The 19,908-nt window shown below is 43.6% G+C and carries 18 protein-coding genes and 1 pseudogene; 8 read left to right on the plus strand and 11 right to left on the minus strand.

Annotation, left to right across the window (positions count from 1 at the left end; translation table 11 throughout):
• Window positions 1-88: 88 nt before the first annotated feature.
• Entirely contained in the window at window positions 89-877 is a 789-nt protein-coding gene (locus tag ACSR9A_RS00935; RefSeq protein WP_473755144.1) for a M15 family metallopeptidase, read from the plus strand.
• A gap of 118 nt (window positions 878-995) precedes the next feature.
• Entirely contained in the window at window positions 996-1,403 is a 408-nt protein-coding gene (locus ACSR9A_RS00940) for an HTH domain-containing protein (protein WP_473755145.1), read from the plus strand.
• A 328-nt stretch (window positions 1,404-1,731) separates the two neighbouring features.
• Here ACSR9A_RS00940 and ACSR9A_RS00945 read toward each other — a convergent pair whose 3' ends face one another.
• The 4 genes from ACSR9A_RS00945 to ACSR9A_RS00960 all read right to left on the minus strand — a co-directional run bounded on the left by ACSR9A_RS00945 (window position 1,732) and on the right by ACSR9A_RS00960 (window position 5,218).
• Window positions 1,732-2,406: a hypothetical protein gene (locus ACSR9A_RS00945; RefSeq protein ID WP_473755146.1), complete on the minus strand. Its 675-nt coding sequence runs from the start codon at window positions 2,404-2,406 to the stop codon at window positions 1,732-1,734.
• Between the two features lie 2 nt (window positions 2,407-2,408).
• Window positions 2,409-3,047: an ATP-binding cassette domain-containing protein gene (locus ACSR9A_RS00950; RefSeq protein ID WP_473755147.1), complete on the minus strand. Its 639-nt coding sequence runs from the start codon at window positions 3,045-3,047 to the stop codon at window positions 2,409-2,411.
• Between the two features lie 22 nt (window positions 3,048-3,069).
• Window positions 3,070-3,837: a hypothetical protein gene (locus ACSR9A_RS00955; protein ID WP_473755148.1), complete on the minus strand. Its 768-nt coding sequence runs from the start codon at window positions 3,835-3,837 to the stop codon at window positions 3,070-3,072.
• A gap of 955 nt (window positions 3,838-4,792) precedes the next feature.
• Window positions 4,793-5,218 carry a hypothetical protein gene (locus ACSR9A_RS00960; protein ID WP_473755149.1) on the minus strand — a complete coding sequence of 142 codons (426 nt, stop codon included), beginning with the start codon at window positions 5,216-5,218 and terminating at the stop codon, window positions 4,793-4,795.
• Between the two features lie 541 nt (window positions 5,219-5,759).
• Here ACSR9A_RS00960 and ACSR9A_RS00965 point away from each other — a divergent pair.
• A pseudogene (locus ACSR9A_RS00965) lies at window positions 5,760-6,984 on the plus strand (IS4 family transposase).
• 73 nt (window positions 6,985-7,057) lie between these two features.
• Here ACSR9A_RS00965 and ACSR9A_RS00970 read toward each other — a convergent pair.
• Entirely contained in the window at window positions 7,058-7,372 is a 315-nt protein-coding gene (locus ACSR9A_RS00970; RefSeq protein WP_473755183.1) for an ArsR/SmtB family transcription factor, read from the minus strand.
• Between the two features lie 164 nt (window positions 7,373-7,536).
• Here ACSR9A_RS00970 and ACSR9A_RS00975 point away from each other — a divergent pair, with 164 nt between their 5' ends.
• Both ACSR9A_RS00975 and ACSR9A_RS00980 read left to right on the plus strand, forming a co-directional pair.
• Entirely contained in the window at window positions 7,537-7,923 is a 387-nt protein-coding gene (locus ACSR9A_RS00975) for a nuclear transport factor 2 family protein (protein WP_473755150.1), read from the plus strand.
• Between the two features lie 256 nt (window positions 7,924-8,179).
• Window positions 8,180-8,527, plus strand: coding sequence for a hypothetical protein (locus ACSR9A_RS00980; RefSeq protein ID WP_473755151.1), 348 nt, complete (start codon window positions 8,180-8,182; stop codon window positions 8,525-8,527).
• Window positions 8,528-8,619: 92 nt separating this feature from the next.
• Here the strand turns inward: ACSR9A_RS00980 and murI are convergent, their stop codons facing one another.
• Window positions 8,620-9,417, minus strand: a complete 798-nt coding sequence (gene murI / locus ACSR9A_RS00985) for a glutamate racemase (RefSeq protein ID WP_473755152.1) — start codon at window positions 9,415-9,417, stop codon at window positions 8,620-8,622.
• A gap of 190 nt (window positions 9,418-9,607) precedes the next feature.
• Window positions 9,608-11,197, minus strand: a complete 1,590-nt coding sequence (locus ACSR9A_RS00990; RefSeq protein WP_473755153.1) for a M4 family metallopeptidase — start codon at window positions 11,195-11,197, stop codon at window positions 9,608-9,610.
• Window positions 11,198-11,597: 400 nt separating this feature from the next.
• On the opposite strand from ACSR9A_RS00990, the gene ACSR9A_RS00995 reads away from it, so the two are divergent.
• Entirely contained in the window at window positions 11,598-12,131 is a 534-nt protein-coding gene (locus ACSR9A_RS00995; RefSeq protein WP_473755154.1) for an Asp23/Gls24 family envelope stress response protein, read from the plus strand.
• A gap of 106 nt (window positions 12,132-12,237) precedes the next feature.
• Here the strand turns inward: ACSR9A_RS00995 and ACSR9A_RS01000 are convergent, their stop codons facing one another.
• Window positions 12,238-13,239 (minus strand): ABC transporter substrate-binding protein, encoded by a 1,002-nt coding sequence (locus ACSR9A_RS01000; RefSeq protein ID WP_473755155.1) that lies wholly within the window; start codon window positions 13,237-13,239, stop codon window positions 12,238-12,240.
• 204 nt (window positions 13,240-13,443) lie between these two features.
• On the opposite strand from ACSR9A_RS01000, the gene ACSR9A_RS01005 reads away from it, so the two are divergent.
• On the plus strand, window positions 13,444-15,024 hold the full coding sequence (locus ACSR9A_RS01005) for a helix-turn-helix domain-containing protein (protein WP_473755156.1): 1,581 nt from the start codon (window positions 13,444-13,446) through the stop codon (window positions 15,022-15,024).
• 197 nt (window positions 15,025-15,221) lie between these two features.
• On the opposite strand, the gene ACSR9A_RS01010 is transcribed toward ACSR9A_RS01005, so the two are convergent.
• The 3 genes from ACSR9A_RS01010 to ACSR9A_RS01020 all read right to left on the minus strand — a co-directional run bounded on the left by ACSR9A_RS01010 (window position 15,222) and on the right by ACSR9A_RS01020 (window position 18,557).
• Window positions 15,222-16,730 carry a DHA2 family efflux MFS transporter permease subunit gene (locus ACSR9A_RS01010; RefSeq protein WP_473755157.1) on the minus strand — a complete coding sequence of 503 codons (1,509 nt, stop codon included), beginning with the start codon at window positions 16,728-16,730 and terminating at the stop codon, window positions 15,222-15,224.
• Window positions 16,731-16,746: 16 nt separating this feature from the next.
• Entirely contained in the window at window positions 16,747-17,268 is a 522-nt protein-coding gene (locus tag ACSR9A_RS01015; RefSeq protein WP_473755158.1) for a PadR family transcriptional regulator, read from the minus strand.
• Between the two features lie 239 nt (window positions 17,269-17,507).
• A complete protein-coding gene (locus ACSR9A_RS01020; RefSeq protein ID WP_473755159.1) occupies window positions 17,508-18,557 on the minus strand; it encodes an NAD(P)/FAD-dependent oxidoreductase in 1,050 nt (349 codons plus the stop codon).
• 381 nt (window positions 18,558-18,938) lie between these two features.
• Here ACSR9A_RS01020 and ACSR9A_RS01025 point away from each other — a divergent pair, with 381 nt between their 5' ends.
• Window positions 18,939-19,883 (plus strand): serine hydrolase domain-containing protein, encoded by a 945-nt coding sequence (locus ACSR9A_RS01025; RefSeq protein WP_473755160.1) that lies wholly within the window; start codon window positions 18,939-18,941, stop codon window positions 19,881-19,883.
• Window positions 19,884-19,908: the final 25 nt, after the last annotated feature.

Below are 19,908 nucleotides of genomic sequence, written 5' to 3' on the forward strand. Positions count from 1 at the left end.
TTACAATTTCGATACATTTTCTGCATATTTCGAAACGATTGCCCGTTATAATTCGTCATAGGGATCACTTAAGGAGGCATTTTTGAACATGAAGATAAAAAGAACAGGACAGGCTCTGACGGTTCTGCTGCTGCTGTTTGCGTTTGGCTGTACTGGCGCACAAGAAACGGTATCGCCCATAGCTAGCCAATCACCAGCAAGCAATACGAATACCGATGCTGCTGGGACAGCGGTGGATAACGCCGTGCAAGAAACGTCTGGTACCGTTGAGGATTTGCTTGTCGTAGCGAACCCTGCTGCAGCTGTTGTACTCGTAAACAAGCAATATAGCTTGCCAGAAGGTTATGAGCCGCAGGATTTGGTATATCCTGATGTGGCATTCACCTTCACTGAGAAAATCGACAAGCGCATGCTGCGCAAGGAAGCAGCTGACGCTTTAGAGCAATTATTCGCCGGAGCAGCTGGTGATGGCATTAAGCTAGCTGGCGTTTCCGGCTATCGATCTTATGATCGCCAGAAAACACTGTTCGACAATTATGTGAAAAAAGATGGCGAAGAAGCCGCTCGCATGTACAGCGCAGTTCCGGGTACGAGCGAGCATCAGACCGGCCTAGCCATTGATGTTACGGGTGCAGATGGCAAATGTGCGGCAGAGGATTGTTTTGCGGGTACGCCTGAAGCAGATTGGCTCGCAGATCATGCATCGGAATATGGCTATATTATTCGTTATCCCGAAGGGAAAGACAGCATTACCGGCTACAAATATGAGCCTTGGCATATTCGATATGTCGGCAAGGAGCTGGCTAAAGAGCTTGACGAGCGCGACATTACGCTCGATGAATATTACAATGCGGTTCCGGTGTCCGAGAAACGTTAATACGCATTAAAAAAAGAGGACGTTTGTAATCTGGTACCCATACACTGGACACTTCAAAAATGTGTTTAGTGCATGGGTACCTTTTTGTATACTGAAGACAACAGTGGAGGTAAGGTAAATGAACAAAAAGCTTTTCAATCAAACCGAACGTGAACGACTTGCGTCATATCTGTATGTTTTGCGAGTGAGCGAAAAATCGATTACCTATGCCGATGAATTTAAACGTCTGTTCATCGATCAATATTTGTCTGTTCAATCACCCAGAGAGATATTCGAGGCGAACCTATTCGATGTGGAGCTGCTCGGAATGAAACGAGTCGAGCAAGGTACGGATCGTTGGAAGAAAGCCTATGTGAAAGACGGAATTACGGGACTGGCGGACTCGCGTAAAGAAGCTGCACTACGCCCTTCAAAATGCTCCTTATCCCCAGAAGGGATGATTGCGAAGCAAGAAGCGAAGATTAAACTCATGGAGTCTCAGCTGGCATACGTAAAAAAGTTAGACAAGAACGAAGGAGGCTGTTAGCAAACGGACAAAATCTACACAAGAGTGACTGTTTTGAGCTTATCCAAAACGCGCTAAAGCATGGCCAAGAACGAATGACTCGTTACTTCTGTCAATTGCTAGGCGTGTCTCGTTCAGGGTACTACAACTACCTTAAAAGCGCTGAAAAACGACTTACACGCCTCAAAGCGGACAAGCCCGCTGGTGCTTTGATCAAGAAGGCACTTCATCGAAGAGGCTTCAAGAAGGGTTCTCGCTCCATTAAGATGACCTTGGAAAATGATTACCATACGGTGTATAGAAAAAGGCCTGCACGACCAATCTGGATGCAGACCATTCCTTCCTATAACTACAAACCGTTGTCCTCAATAATTTGCTGTTTGATTTTTAATATCTCATTTAACGCTTTCTGAGAGCTTGAAAAAAACTCTAAATCCTTCAAGTCAGAAAACTTTAAATTCTCTAATGGAATATTTGTAATTTCATTGCTATCACTAGTCAGATCTAGATAGCTAAAGAATGAATCAACAAGCAAATAACTATCTTCCTCAGTGTAATCATTTAGCTCTAGGTCAGATAAGAATACTAAATATTGATGATCTGGTTTCATTAGATTTTGAGTGGAATAATATAGCGGTTTTGTATGACCTTCTCTTATTGCAAAACCATACGTTCCATAAACGAATGCTGAGGTATTAACAATATCACTATTTCCTTTTATTACTTTCTCTATTATTATCTCCTGACCTAAGCTGAAATGCTTTTGAGTAATATTTCCTGCAGGTTTTGCTACCACTATTAAAGACGCACTTTTCACACTATCAAGATAAGTGCTCTGATAGTCTACAAAGCTTTCATAGGTATCTTCTGCAAATACATAATCGAGACCATGTTCTAAAGTAAATGCCTCTTCTGTACTTTTAATATCTAAAAGGCCTGCATCTGTAAATGTTGTTTTCAGAGATTGACCAATGACTAGAGCAACCACAACTATCAATACTTGCAAGGCAATCCAGCGTTTCATCATCATTCACCTTCACTTAGAACGCCATTAAGCATAAAAAACTTCTTATCACAAAGTTGATCAATATCCTCTTTGCTGTGACTCGCTAATAAGACCAGAGCCCCACGTTCAGACTCCTGTTTAATAATTGTCCTTACAAGCTCAATACCACTATCATCAAGGGCATTTGTAGGCTCATCAAGCAAAAGGAAATCAGGTTTTTCCATAATTGCTTGTGCAATTACGATTCTTTGTTTCATACCCAATGAATACTTCTTTACTGTTCGCTTATCATCCGGGTCAAGTCCTACTCTTTGTATCGCAACTTTTATTTCTTCATTACCAACTAGTTTATTGATTTTTGCTAACAGTTGAAGATTTTTAAAACCAGTAAATTCAGGATATAGTCCGGCATTTTCTATTATAATCCCTATTTTCTTTACAGAGTGAACTTCTTTGTGTAGCTCTTTTCTATCGATAAGAATCTTGCCAGTAGTAGGTTTAATCAAACCACTAAGAGCACGGAAGAGCATTGTTTTCCCAGATCCATTTTTGCCAACAAATCCGTATATTTGTCCACTTTCCAAAGAGATATTAATGTCTTTTAGTACCTGAGTCCCTTTTATATCTTTGCTGAGGTTGTAGGTTGTAATTTGTGGCAAGTTATCCAACTACCTTTCTCAATCAATTACTCTCATTGTCTATCATCGCTATATCCATCTTATTAATGTATCTAGCACCAATCATAACTACTATTCCATTTAAAAAGATAAAATAAGAACTAGTAGTTATATTCATCAAATCGTTCTCCATCATGTTCAAGATAATAGCAGCTACAGGATTAAGTAAAAGCAAATATGGGTTTTCATTAAAGATGGGAATGGAACGCATACTCAATGTAAGTGTAATTAGTATCATTATGACAATATAGACGCTTAGAAAGGCGATATTACTACTAAAGCGAATAGATAACAAGTTAATCAGTAACGTCACCAAAGTAAGGAATAAGGTAATCGTGATCCATAGAAATATAAGCATTTTTACAGTTTCAGTGTCCAATCCGTTATTTGATCGATATAAGCATACTAAAAGAATGGTAGCTAGGAATAGAGTGGTATAGCACCCAGCTATACTGACCAATTCTACACTTTTTTTATGAAACCATTTTCTTTTATCCTTCACTCTTGAAAACAGGTATTCACTGCCCACTAAAAAATTTCTGTATATGTGGGTTCCAAATAACATGCTAAAGAGTAAAATATAAAATAGCTTATCAAGTATCAACGTATAAGACTTAATACTTCCAACATGCAAAGCACCAAACAATAATTCTGCAATCATCGTTTTAATTGGAACATCTAATTGTGTTGAACTAGATAAGGTCAGGGTATGGTAAAACACGATTACAGGTACTATAGAGAATATTTTCAATAGCAAATTTCTTCTAGTCATAGTGTCCCCTAGATCTGGTCATGCCTACTGACCTGATATGTTCTAAATATAGAAAAACCGAGAATAGTTATGCAAAATATCAAATAGAAGGCTAGGCTTTTTCCTGCCGTTGTATCGATTGACACATAATCTAGCAAATCGGTATTTAGATATTTGGTCGAATTGAAAGAATGAAAATCAGCAGTGTCAAAGACAAACATCAAAAGATACATTGGAATAAATACTAAGACTTTGAACTTTTTAATCCAATAAGAACATGCTAAAGCAAATATACTTAGAAGTCCTGATAATAGAGATAACAAGAATAGATACAACAGATTGTAGAGAAAAGGACTAGTTAAATAAAATCCTAAAAACGACATACCGTATCCATAAGATTCATTTATAACATTTTGGCCAGTTAAATCTTTGATGAAATTTATATCATTAAAATAACCAAAATAGGTATTAGAGTTTTCGGGAAATGTGATTAAGTTCAATAAAATGTTCACAAGAAAAGGAATGAAAATCAATATAAATCCACCTATAAAAGCTATGATTAGTTTTGAATAGTAATAATTATTCCCCATCCTTGTCAGCAAAAACGGAGAAACTTTTACACTTTGATCATTAAGATAAGAAAATGAAAAAGGAAATACAACAATATAGGGGAAAATTGATGAAAAATATCGAAAGTAAGAACCAAATGAATTGCCAATATAAAAGGAGTCTGCTGAATAAAGGGTAGATATGTCCTCTCCCATATTTGAATAGACGTTCAATATGTAGACACCTACAGAAAACAACATCATTATCGAAAAGCCAATTTTGAAATTCAATTTGTTTACCATTAACGAAAATTGCATAATCAGTGACCTAGCTAAATCCATATAAATGTTCCTCTCAGTTAAAATCATTTTACTCATTGTCCAAATTGGCACATCCCAACATCTGGAATGTGCCTCTATTAGTTTACTTATTTTGCATCAAAAACACCAGTGATTTTGCAGTCCAACGCAGGATCATTTCCTTTAGCGTAAAATGAAAGAGATACTTTAGCTACTCTATATTCTGATGATATTGGAATTGTAATGTCTTCACCTTTTGGAACATCTACATTTGTACTTAGTGAGACAATAGTTGACCCAGAGCGCACTTGACCATCTATTTCTTTATAAGTACTGTTCGTTCCGTCAGCTTTATAAATGTTGCTTACATTAACGACTGGATTGCTAGTTGAATTTTTCGTTCCTGTTGATCCAACCACAATTCCAAACGAATTGCTATCTACATGTTGTTGAGTAAAGGAACCTGCGAAAGCAGCCTGTGCAGTGATTGCGAGCAATGCTGCGGTAATAGCAAATCCTTTCAAAGCCGTCTTTTTAGTAATCACTTTTTTCATTTTTAATCCCTCCAATTTTTAGGTTGAAATTCAAACTATTGTTATTATTAATTTGTAATTGTTTTATAATTACCCTCATTATCCTCCTTTATTTAAAAATTAATTACAAATTTTAAAATAATTAAATTTGAATCAACTAAAGATTAACCCAATATTTTTCATATGGCAAGTTAAATTTAATTTTCGGTATTTTAGAACCATATAACGACAATATTCGATATAATATATAGGTCTAAAGTAATTATGTGGAAATAAATGCTCGTACCTCAAGTGATTGATTGTCTGAATACAAAACAAAAGGAAAAATTCCAAATGATTATAGTAAGTTATCTGACTTTGGGGAGGGTCAACTTTTACGAGGATAGCAGAGGGTTTCTTCCTTACAACTCAACTTTCGCAGAGCGAAAATTGGCACAATAGAATGATATAACTGAATAAACGGAGAATCCAATTTAGTAGTTGTAAAATAGAAAAACACCGCTTCATTTGGTAAAGTGAAAGTGTCGAAGCAATCACTACAATACAGAAGAGATGTCCTCTTATGATAGAGCAAAATGTGCAAAAGAACCAACTCCCGAAAGAAATCAAAACAGCTTTCAAAGAACTGAAAGTGCTACAACACTTGAAAACAGCAGGTTTCAAGAAGAATTTTGGTTTGCCTGCTTGTTTTTATTCCAGCTTGTTTTTGTGCTCTTGTTCCATCACAGAAACTGGTTTCGCCTACTGGAAAGCGAGAAAGGTGAGTCTTTTTCTGGCAAGGATGCGGTCTATCGACTCCTTAATAACAGCGGTTATGCATGGCGTCGGTTTTTGTCCTTGCTCAGCTCCTCCACCATTGACAAAGTTCCACCGCTAAAAGGAGAAGATCGTATATCCGTATTTGTGATTGACGACTCTATGTTCAAACGTAATCTTAGTAAAGCGGTAGAGTTGCTTTCCAGATTTAAGGATCACGCGCCAGGTTTCTACTACAAAGGATTTCGAATACTCACGCTAGGGTGGTTGGATGGCCATACGTTTATCCCAGTTGACTTCTCCTTGCTCGCTTCTGTTAAATCTCAAGTGAACGGTATCATGCAAGGGATCAACAAGTGAACATCCGGATACAAGCGGCGGGTCGAGGCTTTACTCCCAGCTCCTGAAGTCATTCCAACTATGCTTGATCGTGCGTTTTCGGCTGGTATACAGGCTTCATACGTGCTTATAGTTGGTTCACACATGCTCCATTAATCCAAGCGATGCTTGATCTGGGTCTGGATGTGATTGGTATGGTCAAAGCAGACAAGAAGCGCTATATTTCTGGTGAATGCCGCTTATCCTTACAAGAGCTTTACTTTGAAGCTATCCCCGTTCAAGGAAAGAGTAAGTGGATCTTACGTTCCATTCGTACCGAGCTGTCTCCGAGGAAGAAATTATCCGGGTCTATGGAGTTCGTTGGGATATTGAAGTGTTCTTCAAGTGCGCAAAATCCTTACTGCGACTACAAACAGAGTTTTAGGGATGTTCCTATGACACGTTCATAAGTCACACTACCATTGTCTTTTCCCGTTACATTTTGCTCGCATGGCAACATCGAAAAAGTAAGCCAATTAGATTGGGCCATAGCCTTAAAACAACTCATTGAAATGATCGAGGATGACGCCAAGAAAGCAAATAAGAAGATCACAATATTTATTCAAACACAACTCCAGCAATGTATCGCCAGTTTGCCAAGTTACATCACATCAAGGGTCACGTACAGGAATCATCTCTTACGTGCTGCTTAATTCTTTTTTCTAAGTGTCCTTGACTTAGGGTCCAGATTATTGGCCATTTTTTTTATTTCCCCTTCTAATTCTCTTAAATATACTGCTCGTCCGTTGCCAGAATGGAATCCAGCAGCCCTGGAAAACATAAGTCGAGATTGTCCCGGCGAACGGAATAGTAGTGCTGCTTGCCTTCAATTCGCGGCTGAATTATTCCTCCTTCGCGCAATATTTTGACATGATGCGATAGCGTCGATTTGGACAGATGCTCCACCTCGAAGGAGGAGCAGTTTTTCTCCCCTGCCCGGGCAAGGCATAAAACAATTTTAAGCCGCACAGGGTCGCTCAGCGCATGAAGCACCGTTGTGAGCTTCATTTCATTGGCTTCTGGTAATTTTACAGTTCTCATACTGCCCAACGTATCACATCCGGCAGCATGTTTCAATGTTCGAGTTTATTCAAACTATTCCTTGTATTCCTTTGGCGCGTTATGCTAAGCTGTCATCAGTTCGATAATTATCGAACTAAATATTTATATCTGCGTAATAGGCGCAAAGATTAGGAGCAATGATGATGAACAACACGACAAAAGCAACCGTTTTAGACGATTATTTCCAACTTTTTGACGCCTCCCGTACAGACGAGCAGGCGATGGAGAAGCTGCTGGCTCTCTTCACACCTGATGTAGCAATTGTTTTAAATGGTACAAAACGTACAGGCTTCGAAAGCTTCATTAAAGCCTTTCACCAATTCAATAATGACATTAAGCATATGTGGGACAGCTGGGAGCTGCAGGGCAATGGCACTTACCAGACCAACTGGGCAGTATGCGGTAAAACAGCTGAAGGTGCTGTATACGCTAAAACCGGGATTGATATCGCCAAACTAACAGACGACGGAAAAATCTTGTATTTGGAAAACGTCCAGGATGACAAAGGCGCTTTTAAAAAATATGAATAAGCAAACGAATCAGCCCTGTCACTTTCCTCTTGGAAAAAGACAGGGCTGTTTCGTTTAGGGCTGCTAATGCTGCAGTGTTTTCCGTAAAATTCTGTGGGATAACTCATCGAGTTAAAATCGTATGCTCCAAATGTTCTTACCCCACAATTTAAGCAGGCCATCATCATAAATTTCACAATTGCCTCCTTTAAAAAATCTTTCCCTTGGGCAACATATAAGCGCAACGGAATATTTGAATGAAAGGAGCCGCAAACCCATGCTGCTCGTTTATGCTATCGCCCTCCTGCTTGGAGGATTATTCGCGGTGAATGCCGTATTCGCTTATCAGAGCAAGCATATAGATCCTGTTTTCTGGGCGACGATCTGGTATCAGTTCAAGCTGCTCCCCATCATCTTTGCTGCAAATGTCATGATTGGCTTTGGCGTCAAATTTTTGTATAAAGGCTTTGGAAATTTGACCTTTGCTCTCACCTTATCAAAAGGCATTGAAATTTTGGTTTGTGTAATTATTGGGATGATATTTTTGCGGGAGTTGCCCAATTGGAAAACAATTGCAGGGCTTGCTATCGTCGTGCTTGGCTTCTGGATTACGAAGCTCAAATGAGCGCTATCTATCCCAAGCATTACTGGAAAATAGCAAACAGCCTAAAGCCGCCCCCGTTATAGCAGGCGTCCGCTTTAGACTGTTTATTTTCATTAGTTCATAATTTCTTCGTTCTGCACATTGCTCCCACTGATCAATTCAAAGGCTGTTCGTATTTTCTCAATGTAAGCAGGATCATTGCCGGTACACATAAAGCGAACGCTGCCGCTTCTTACGCCGCCTACCATGCCTACTCGGCTTAGCAGCGCCGTGAGGCGTTTTATCGTGCCCGCATTGCCATCTATAATCTGAATGTGTGGCGGCAATATTTCGCGGAGCAGCCCTTTATAGAAGGGGTAATGGGTACAGCCCAGGACGACAATGCCATAACGGTCCAAATCATACCCAGCCAGCTTGGAGTGGAAATAGTCGCCCATAATGCGCTTGTCAAACTGCAAGTCCTCACAATAGCGGACAAGCTCAGGAAGCGGCAAGGAGTCTACAATCCCCTCATCGTCTACCCGTGACACAAGAGCATAATACTTAGGCTGCTGCAGCGTTAGCGGTGTCGCGAACACCAGCACCCGCTTCCCCGTCCTGCGGTTCATCTCAACCGCTGGCTTAACCGCCGGCTCCATGCCGACAATGGGAAAAGAATACATCGTTCGCAGCTCGGCAACAGCAATGCTGGTCGCTGTATTGCAAGCAACAACCAAGGCATCAATTCCTTCGCCCACCATCGTTTCCACAGCCTCCAGAATAAAAGCTCTGACTTCCTCCTTCGACTTCGTTCCATAAGGAACATGCAAATTATCAGCCATAAAAAGATAATCCTGAGCAGGGAGTCGTCGAAGCGCCTCAGCCATTACGGTTAGCCCGCCAATACCCGAATCCAAAAAACCAATTTTCATTTTTATCGTTCCCTAACTTTTGTAATAAAGGCTTATACCAGCATAGCGCGATAGCAGGCTATAGGCAATATCCGTAAAGAAGATTTCAGCAGCATACGCTCATAAACGAATAAATTTTTTCAAAAAAAGAACCAACCAGACGTTCCTGATTGGCCTTTTCCCCTATTATATATCATTTTACTTGCATTTTTTAATAGACGCCTACGGCATTATAAGCTTGCTTAACTGAAGCTACTTGCGTCGAAGTTGCGCCGTACAGCTCCGTTGCCGATTGGATGACTGCTGCACGAGTGGCGGAGAAATTAGAGAATGTCGACAAATAGTATACAAGCGCATTGTAATAAATTTGTACCGCTTGTTCCCTACCAATACCCGTAACGCTCACGCCGCTAAACGTTCCGCCTTGCGCCAGCAAATAAAACGCTTTGTTGTTAATGCCGCTATTGATATGCACGCCGCCATTGTCAGCGGAACCTGTATAGCGATTGCTGTAGTGGGCGGGCTGATTATATAAAGTTGGATTGGCTAGCGAGCGGAGCGCATCTCCCGGAATGCCTGGCGTATACACATCATCCCCAATCAACCAGCCGTCCCCTTCAATGGAGTTGCCGATAATATCGGAAATCGATTCATTAATAGCACCCGATTCGCCGTAATACTCCAGATTAGCCGTATATTCCGTTACGCCATGCGTAAACTCGTGGCCGACTACATCCAAATCGCCAGACAGCGGCTTAAAGGTTACGCCATCGCCATCGCCGTATACCATTTGCACGCCATTCCAGAACGCATTGTTATAGTTCGTATAATAATGGACCGTAGAACGGAGCTGCAGGCCATTGTTGTTCAAGCTGTTGCGGCCGAATTTCTGCCAATAATAATCATAGGTTTTAGCTGCATAAGCATGAGCGTCAACAGCAGCTCCATCCGTCCAAATGTTCGTTGATCTGGAGAAAATCGTTCCCGGAAGCGACAGCCCATTATTTGCATTATAAGTTATAATGCCGTTCCCGCGAGTTATATCATACAGCTGATAATTGGAGCCAACCTGCCTCGTTTCAAATGTCTTGCTGTCTCCGTTCACACCTGTTCCCGTACCCGTTATATGATGCAAAATATTATATTTAAACAATACGCTGCCTGTCTCCGCCGCGATAAAATATCTAACCCGCAGCGGCTCAGGCTCCAGTACATTCACTTCTGTAATATAAGATAATACCGGCTCGCCATCCTGTACGAAATAATACAAATCTGCTTTAGGAGTCGTTTGCGGCTCGCCAAGCGCGCCATACTCCTGTGCCACGTCAGCCTCGGCGGCGGCAATCGCATCTGCTTCGCTAATCGGAATGACCGGAACGAGCGTTTGCGGCAGCTTTTCCTGCACATTTTCAACAACGCTGCCGAGAAGGGACGTTACCTGTCCTTCACTATCAACATGCAGCGTCTGATCGGCACCATATACAGGAATGCCCGACGCATATTGGCTCAACCTAAAATGGATCGTCCCGGTTGTACCATTGGTCTGCTGCTCTACAATACGGAAATGATCACGAATGTCGCCCTCTGTGCCAACATTCAATCTGTCTCTTACACTTTCCAAATAGCCCCATACCTTTTCCTCAGGCGATACAGCCAAAGGAGCTACCCAATCCGGCGTCGTAATGAAAATTTGCGAGGAATCAGTAAAATTTGGCTCGCTATTTTCTTCTGCTGCGACTATCGAGGCGAATGAACCAAATACCAGCATACCTGCAACAATAGAAGCTACTCTCTTTTTCATAAAAATACACTCCTCCAATATGAATACTAGGATATAAATGTAAGTGAGTACCTGTTGATTTTCATTCAGGCGGATGCCAAAGCTGTTATCTGGGATGAGAGACGGTTGCGACGGACCACTTACCTTTCATTGCTAGTAGTCAGCTATAAACCTATCACCTACCTAATAAGGAAATTTTTACAATCTATTGAAGCTGATTTCATATTACACGAGAGTCTTTCATTTGTGAAGCTTTTTTTGATAATTTTGGAAATTTCTTCTAACCTACTATGTAAGATTACGTTAAGTTATTCGCCCCATGTCTTCCATAATTAATCATTCCAAAAGAGGATTTTGGAAAACTTTGACGAATGATGACAGGTATAGAGAGACTATATCACTATAGATGGGAGTCATATCTTTGCAAACACCACCTAGAAGACCGGGAACATCGCCCTATAGGCCCGGGCAGCCCTCAGCAGCGAGGCCTACCAGTGCCCAAACTCAGCGGCCAGTTGCCAATCCGCGAGTGGCCTCCGGACAAGCGACTGCAGCAGCACGCCAAGCCGCTCCTCCTGCGTCTGCTCGACCTGTACCACAACCCATACCCGCTGCGCACAACAAACAACCGAAAAATAGGCTGGCCTTAGCGATTATATCGCTCATTTTTGGCATTATCAGCGTATTGCTGTGCGTTGGAGGCTTGTTCAGTTTTATTGGGACGGCATTAAATCCATATGCCAGTGATACAACTGGAATGGCCAGTGTCATTATTTCTGCTATTCTCATTTTCATTTTCAGCCTGCTCGGATTTATATTCGGTCTGGCCTCCAAGCGTTCCTCCAGCGGCAAAGGCATGGCGATAGCAGGCATTATTTTATCCGCGCCTCCACTGTTTCTGACGGTGCTTGGGGTAGGCGGCTTTATGTTTGCTGCGATATTCGCAATGTATTAAGTTAACACTTGGCAACACTTTTCTTGAAGTAAATAAGCCTTCGCATTCCATATGGAATGCAAAGGCTTATTTTGTTTTTCTAGCTTGCTATAAATCTATTACGCTGCTACTGCTTCAAAATCCCTGGCAGCACTTCAATCAGCTTCTCTCTTGCAAGCGGATCAGTTGAAACGCCTAGGCTTCCATCAATAAAATAAACTTTCCCTGCTTTAACTGCCGGGAGATCTCTCCAGATTGGCTCAGTGATCATTTTTTTCGCCGCTTCGCCTTCTTCTGCATCAATGTAGACGATGAAAATGCGGTCGCCAGCCAACTCCGGCAGCATTTCGGCAGATATATCGACATAGCCATAGCCTTTTGGATCCTCAATCAGCTTTTGAATCGGTTCAGTCGGCTTAAAGCCGTCCTTATCATAAACAAAGCTTGCTAAATAGCTGGTTGTGTATACGCTCAGCCTGTTCGCCGTTAACATATGCTGAAATACAGAGGCTGTTTCACCCTCTTTGATCGTTCCATCCGTCACCAAAGCCTTCCACATGTCAGCTACTTTCCCATTATGCTCGTTTAGAAAAGCATCTGCCTCCTTTTCATAACCGAACCATTCGCCAATTCGTTTAATACGCTCTGCCATCGGGTCCCATTCGTTCGTTACGAGAACCGGAGCAATTTTGGACATTGCTTCAATTTGTGCGGCATCCGTAACTGAGGTAATAATAACATCCGGCTGAATCTCGATCAGCTTCTCTGCACTAATGGGCCAGCCCACATCTGCAACATCTTTAATTTTCTCTTTATATACGGCATTTTCCAAACCGCCTTGCACTAATCCCACAGGCTGAATACCAAATAACAAAATATCGCCTACCGTATTGTCTGTATATACGACCCGCTGCGGCGAGCTAGGAATTTCTACTTTTCTGTCTGCTGAATCCGTAACGGTTTTCGTTGCTGCTGCCTGTGATTCCGTATTTCCCGTTGCGGCTGGCGCTGCTTCTCCCTGCACCGAGTTAGTCCCGTTGCTGCTGCCACAAGCGCTAATCATCGTTGCCATTAAAATAAACATAAGACTCATCCATAACCATGGTGTCTTGTTCAATAAAGCTTTCATTTTGCACATTCCCCTTTATATATCGATAATGATTCTCAACATCATTTATTATATCGTTACACTTAATTGTGCCACAATGGATAGAACGGCTGTTTTTTTGCACCAATCGGAAGGCTGATGGACGAATCGGATGCATTGTAATGAATGGACATTTCGTGTAAAATCAATTCCATTGATAACTATTCTCAAAAAGAGGTGTTTGTTTTGAATTTGAATATGCTGCATGCCACGAGCCCGGTAAACTCCCTATCCTTTCAACTGTATGGCATGCTGCAAGGCAGCTTTTCTCACCCATTAATCGTACCACAGCAGGAGCTTACAACGTACACGCTGATCGTCGCACAGCAAGGGGAAGGTGTCCTGACTTGGAACAACGAAGAGCATTCCTTAATGTACGGCACCTGCTTTCTGCTAAATCCACACTGTACGATTGAGATAAAAAATACAGATCAATCCCCGCTATCGCTGTGGATTTTAACCTTTTCCATACATACGAACGAAAGTCATCCGCCTTCCCTTTTAAACGCTGGAGAGTTTAGCGTCCCGTCCTTCGAGGCGTTAATCCGCGAGCTCAAGGAAATCGCCAAGCACCAGCATACAGCTGATGCTCAGGAGCAAATGGCTGCACATAGCAGCTTTCAGAAGCTGATGGGCAGCCTGCTCCAGCATCTGGGACCGCATAAAAAAACAGAAAACTCGCGGCAAGCTGTGCTGGAAATCATCGCTATGTTGAAGGAGAATTATCAGCAGGACGTATCCGTTGAGGAGCTTGCTGGGCAAGCCAAAATCAGCATTCGCCGATTTACCCATTGGTTTAAGCTGTTGACCGGCACCAATGTATCCGGCTTTATGACCGCTTTGCGGATAAATCAAGCCAAGCAGCTGCTGCTGAGCGGCGGGCGCCTGCAGGAAATTGCCGATACAGTCGGATACCGGGATGAGTTTTATTTTAATCGGCGCTTCAAGCAAACCGTAGGGATATCACCCGGCCAATTCATTCGCAATCATAAAAAACAGCAGGTTAACATTTGCGCGATGAGCTGTCTCGGCCATTTGCTTGCGCTAGGCATTCGCCCCATTGCTGCTGCCAAAAACCTGGCGAACAATTTGCATCTTCGCGAGCTAAGCTCCGATATCCACAAGGTCAACAGCATCCCTATGCAGCTTGAGGAAATAGCCAATCTTCAGCCGGAGCTCATTCTTGCCCCATGTCAAAACGATTACGATAAGCTGTCCACCATTGCTCCGACCCTATTGTTGTCAGGTAATGAGCATAACCCACTCTCCCTGCTTCAAATGCTTGGGGAAACGTTCAATAAGCAGCAGGAGGCTGAGCAGTGGATTGTGCAATACAATCGGAAAACGGAGCGGCATAAGACGCGACTAGCTGCTATTTTTGCAAGAGACGAAACGTTCTCCTCTATTGAAATTCGCTCGGATTCGATTTATGTGTTCGGCAATTTCTGGTGCAGAGGCGCCTACAATTTATATGACGGTCTGGAGCTCGCTGCCCCAGCTATTATTCAGCGGGAAATGATTAACAAGGAAGCATACCGCATTATTTCGGAGGAGCAGCTCCCGCTTTATGTGGGCGATCATCTCTTTTTGACGGTAGTTGATCCCGATCGCTTTAAGCAATTATCGGCTACATTATGGTGGAAATCTCTGCCGGCAGTGAAGAATAGTCACGTCTATCATACGCAATTGGAAAAATTCCGCGTTAGCGACCCTATTTCGCTGCATAAGCAGCTGGATACGCAAATGAAATTGCTGCTTGCACGCTGAACACGCTAATTTAAAAGCTTCAAGGCTGATTTCAGCTTGCATTCAACAGATCATGCTTGTATACAACAGAAAGAACGGCGAGCCCAACGCTCGTCGTTCTTTTGTTCACTTGCAATCCTATTGGACCTTAAACCTCATGTGACCATCTTACCTTCAGGCTCTGGAACTATACAGCTTAGTTAACCTGCTCATGAAGCCTACTTGGCAGCGGATTGTGCATTAGGAATGCTTTGCCTGCCTGGCCCTGCAACGAATGCCGCCACAATGCCAAGAACAGCGAAGACAATACTTAGCATAAATCCATGATTAATCGCGGTTCCCAAAGAATCACGTACGAAAGCAATAATATCTTGCGGAACATTGCCTGCCCCTCGCACGAGCTGTTCTGGATTCGCCAGCGTTGCGATCTGATCCTGTGGAATGTGGTGCTCAGCCGCTCCATCCGACAGCAGCGTCTTCAAGTTGTTGTTGACTATGGTCGCCATGATGGATGCGCCGAGAACGCCGCCAATGCTGCGCCAGAAACCAACGATGGACGAGCTAATACCGATGTATTTGCGTTCCACGCTTGCCGCCATAGCTGTCTGCGACATGCTCATCAAAGGGCCGATAGCTCCGAGTCCAAGCAGTATCATAAGACCAATCATATACCAATTGGAAGCATCATGGCTAACCGTACTGAGCAAGTAGCTGACGATAACTCCGGCTGCCATTGTGAAAGCAATAAGCGTCCGATAAGCAAATTTGGATTGCAAGAAACCAAACAAAACCGCTCCGGATATTAACGAAACCATCATCGGAGTCAACAAAGCGTTGGAGTTTTCATGCCCTAATACGGCGGTTGAGAAAATCGGCAAATAAGCAATGGCCGAAAACATAATCGCTCCCTGACAGAGACAAGCGAGACATAGCCCGACGACCATCCGATTTTTGAACAAAACTAAGGGCAATATCGGCTCCTCTGCACGCAGCTCAACGGATATGAACAGCAAGCCCACGATAACCGACACCGCGAACAGCGATAAAATCTGCCAAGACGTCCACGCGTAGTCCTTGCCACCCCACTCCAAAGCGAGCATCAAGGAAATGGTGCAAATGATGAGGAATGCCGTTCCTAAATAATCGATTTTTGGCTTCCGCTCCGAACGAGATTCCTTGAGGGCAAAGAGCAATACAAGAAAGGATACGATGCCAATCGGAACATTGACGTAAAAGCACCATCTCCAGCCCCAAGCCTCTGATAACAACGTCCCGATTTGCGGTCCTGCAACGGAAGACAAGCCGAAGATACCGGCAAAAACGCCAGCCATTTTGGAAGCTTGCTTCGGATCGGCAAACACCGTGTAAATGATCGTAAAGCTGATTGGCAGCAGCGCCCCCGCACCAATTCCTTGAATAGCCCGGAACACGATTAATTGTGTTATATCCTGCGCCATGCCGCATAAGGCTGAACCAAGGAGGAAAATCGATATGCCAATAAGATAAAATAGCTTGCGGCCGAATAAATCGGACATTTTGCCAAAAACGAGCATCATGCTCGTTGAAGCGAGCATATAGGCGGTAAATACCCAGCTGACCTGCTCAAATCCGCCAATGTCTTTAATAATATGGCTCAGTGCCGCAGAGGTAATCGTGTTGTCGAGAGACGACATTAGCAGGCCGAGTGCCATTGCCAATACGATCAGCCCTGTTTTTTCCTTGTTCATGTTGAACCCCTTCTCCTTATAATTGAGCTTTCAGCTTCCGTAATCCTTCTACCAAAATTTGATGGGAGCTCTCCTGATTGGCAATACCGATTGTGATACACAGCTCTTGGGTAGCATTCATGTTGGGTTTCCAATTTGCATAATCTGCCGTTAATTGGGCAATCTCTTCCTCCTGTTTGGCAATCGTTTTCTCCAGCCATTGAATCACTTGCTCCTGATCTGCCCATTTTCCAAAAACGAGCCTCACCATAAAATCGGATTTCGTTTCCACAGCCTGGATATCGCTTTTTAAATAAAGCATAAACTGTTCCCGGCCCGCTTCCGTAATCGTATACACATTTTTATTCGGCTTGCCATCCTGCAAAATGCTCTCCTTCGTAATTAATCCCTGCTTCTCCATCTTGCCGAGCGTCGGATAAATCGTTCCATAGCTGGCATTGTAAAAATAAGAAAACAGCGTTTCAAATTTGTGCTTGATTTCGTAACCCGAACAATTCTCATCCATTAAAATTCCTAAAATCACATCTTGGCTGTTCAAAAAATTCCCCACCTTCTTTGTAAATATCATTGCGCAAACTTATATTAACATAAAGCATATATCAGTTCAACATATAAATGTTCAGCATATTCCGGTAAACGATATGAACAGTAGTGAAGCAGCTTCATGGCTAAATTCGTTATGCATTCAGCAGTTCATGCCTGTATGCAACAAAAAGAACGGTGATCCAGTGCTCACCGTTCTTTTTGTTCACTATTATTTTTAATCTATTCGGCTGGCTATTCGCTCTCTTCGTCCTCCGTTACGCCTAACGCGCGATTTTTCTCTTTAAACTTCTCATTATGCGAGGATACATAGGCCATCATCGGGGCTTCCGGGTCCAAATATTGCTTGGCGCTATTGAGTGCCATAATGCCATCCGTAAATGTGCCAGCGATCAGCTCAACTTTACTGCCATAGGTTACGAAATCGCCTGCGGCAAATACGCCCGGCAAATTCGTTTCCATATGTTCGCCGACGGTTACATGCCACGCTCCGAGGTCAAGACCCCAGCCCTCCACTGGCCCGAAATCGCATTTCATCCCGTGATTGACGATCACCGCATCGACTTCCAGCAGCTTACGTTCGCCTGTTTCCAAATGAGCGATGGTCACCTGATCAATGCTAGTCCCATTACTGCTTTGCAGAGCTTCTACGGTATAAGGCGTACAAATTTTCACCGAGGAGCTTCTCATGTTCGAGACGTTTCGCTCATGTCCGCCGAATTGGCTGCGGCGATGTACAATGGTGACGCTTGCTGCAATCGGTTCTAGTTCATTCGCCCAATCAACTGCCGAATCGCCGCCTCCCGAAATGAGCACATGCTTGCCGCGGAAGCCTTCCAGCTCCTGAACGGTGTAATACAAATTCGTTACTTCGAAACGGTCTGCTCCTTCGATTTCCAGTTTAACCAGCTTGCGGGCTCCATAACCTATGGCCAAAATAACGGTTTTCGTATGATGCTGCTCGCCGCTCGATGCTGTCAGCACAATCGTGCCATCCTCCTGCCGCTCAAAGCCTGAAATTTGCTGGCCAAGTACGATCGTTGGCTCGAAGGTTTTCGCTTGCTCTACTAATTGAGCGATCAATTTTTCTCCACGGATCGGGGTTATACCCCCTACATCCCAGATCATTTTTTCAGGATAGGTTAAAATTCGTCCTCCGAGCTCCGGCTGTGATTCGATCAGCTTTGTTTTCAAGTCGCGCATGCCGCTATAAAAGGTTGTGTACAATCCAGCCGGACCGCCACCGATTATCGTTACATCATAAAGCTCCAATTGTTTATTCATCTTCTGCCTCCAGCTTCTATAAGTTCGCTGGTAGTATAGATTCATTTTCCGCTGCTGACAATGGACACAACTGCTTGCCTTAACCAGATAGCCAGCCTTAAAGTACAAAGTAGAAAGCAAGCCGGCAGATTAGGGCGTGTCTGAAAACCCGTTCAGAGGCACCTTTCACCGCCTTTTCGCCCCCTGCTTCGTTCCGTTTGCTTGACGTACCCCCGGTACGCCTTCACAAGCGCGCCTTGCATGGAACGAAAATTCGGCAAAATTTGCTGTCCTCAGAGTTCTCAGACACGCCCTAGTGTCGCGCATCGTTCCATTTGTTTCTTTTCCTCCAACCCCCTATAATCGAAAGAACATATAGATGAGGAAAGTAGGAAAATAAAGATGAACCTGTCATCATTGCTCCCGGCTATTGAGCCGCTGGATTTAAGGAGCTGCCTGGTATCACATAATGGCAAGCTTATCATCGAGCATTACCGAAATGAGCGTACGAGAGAAGAAATTGCAAAAGTTAATTCCTGTACCAAAAGCGTCGTTTCTGCGCTGATTTGTATCGCGATGGACAAGCAGCTTCTGCCGGGGGCATCGACGCCCGCCGCTTCATTTTTCCCCCAGCTTGCTGAAGATCCTGATTCGCGAAAACAAGCGATCACGCTGGAGCATCTATTGACGATGTCAGCTGGCTTCAACTGGACGGAGTTCGGCGGGCAAAACTCCTTCCCCCGGATGACGCAAACGCCAAACTGGATTCAATTTGCCTTGGAGCAGCCTTTGTCGGAGGAGCCTGGTTCACGAATGGAATACAACTCTGGCATCTCACAAATGCTGTCCGCCCTTCTCGCACAAGCAAGCGGCATGACCACTGCTGCATTTGCCGAGCGTTTCCTGTTCCAGCCTTTAGGCATTACTCAATATGAATGGGAACATGATCCACAGGGCATTCATACAGGGGGCTTTGGACTAAGACTGCTGCCTGCCGATATGCTGAAGCTGGGAGAGCTGTATTTGCAGCAGGGTGCATGGAATGGACAGCAGCTTATCTCTCAAGCTTTAGTAGAACGCTCCGTCTATCCTGCAATAGCCGCTGAGTCTCCTCGTCATGGCCAGTACGGCTGGCATTGGTGGGTCGATTCTTATTCAGCAGCTGCGGACTCCGCTTCGCCTTCCGCTTTCGATTTTTATTATGCTTTAGGATTTGGCGGACAGACGATTACCGTTGTTCCCAGCCTCCATATCGTCGCAGTCGTCACCAATGACAGACTGAAAAGAGGCAAGCCTCCAGCGGATGTTTTCCGCCAGCACATTGCGCCGCTGCTCATACAGCAATAATTTGAAAACCAAGACAACCTCCCTC

It is taken from the genome of Paenibacillus sp. R-74696, from assembly GCF_055814915.1.

What these genes read in the sequence shown, in the direction of transcription:
- ACSR9A_RS00935 (WP_473755144.1), top strand. Translation starts at nt 89, where the DNA reads ATGAAGATAAAAAGAACAGGACAGGCTCTGACGGTTCTGCTGCTGCTG.
- ACSR9A_RS00940 (WP_473755145.1), top strand. Translation starts at nt 996, where the DNA reads ATGAACAAAAAGCTTTTCAATCAAACCGAACGTGAACGACTTGCGTCA.
- ACSR9A_RS00945 (WP_473755146.1), bottom strand. Translation starts at nt 2,406, where the DNA reads ATGAAACGCTGGATTGCCTTGCAAGTATTGATAGTTGTGGTTGCTCTA.
- ACSR9A_RS00955 (WP_473755148.1), bottom strand. Translation starts at nt 3,837, where the DNA reads ATGACTAGAAGAAATTTGCTATTGAAAATATTCTCTATAGTACCTGTA.
- ACSR9A_RS00960 (WP_473755149.1), bottom strand. Translation starts at nt 5,218, where the DNA reads ATGAAAAAAGTGATTACTAAAAAGACGGCTTTGAAAGGATTTGCTATT.
- ACSR9A_RS00970 (WP_473755183.1), bottom strand. Translation starts at nt 7,372, where the DNA reads ATGAGAACTGTAAAATTACCAGAAGCCAATGAAATGAAGCTCACAACG.
- ACSR9A_RS00975 (WP_473755150.1), top strand. Translation starts at nt 7,537, where the DNA reads ATGAACAACACGACAAAAGCAACCGTTTTAGACGATTATTTCCAACTT.
- ACSR9A_RS00980 (WP_473755151.1), top strand. Translation starts at nt 8,180, where the DNA reads ATGCTGCTCGTTTATGCTATCGCCCTCCTGCTTGGAGGATTATTCGCG.
- murI (WP_473755152.1), bottom strand. Translation starts at nt 9,417, where the DNA reads ATGAAAATTGGTTTTTTGGATTCGGGTATTGGCGGGCTAACCGTAATG.
- ACSR9A_RS00990 (WP_473755153.1), bottom strand. Translation starts at nt 11,197, where the DNA reads ATGAAAAAGAGAGTAGCTTCTATTGTTGCAGGTATGCTGGTATTTGGT.
- ACSR9A_RS01000 (WP_473755155.1), bottom strand. Translation starts at nt 13,239, where the DNA reads ATGAAAGCTTTATTGAACAAGACACCATGGTTATGGATGAGTCTTATG.
- ACSR9A_RS01010 (WP_473755157.1), bottom strand. Translation starts at nt 16,730, where the DNA reads ATGAACAAGGAAAAAACAGGGCTGATCGTATTGGCAATGGCACTCGGC.
- ACSR9A_RS01020 (WP_473755159.1), bottom strand. Translation starts at nt 18,557, where the DNA reads ATGAATAAACAATTGGAGCTTTATGATGTAACGATAATCGGTGGCGGT.
- ACSR9A_RS01025 (WP_473755160.1), top strand. Translation starts at nt 18,939, where the DNA reads ATGAACCTGTCATCATTGCTCCCGGCTATTGAGCCGCTGGATTTAAGG.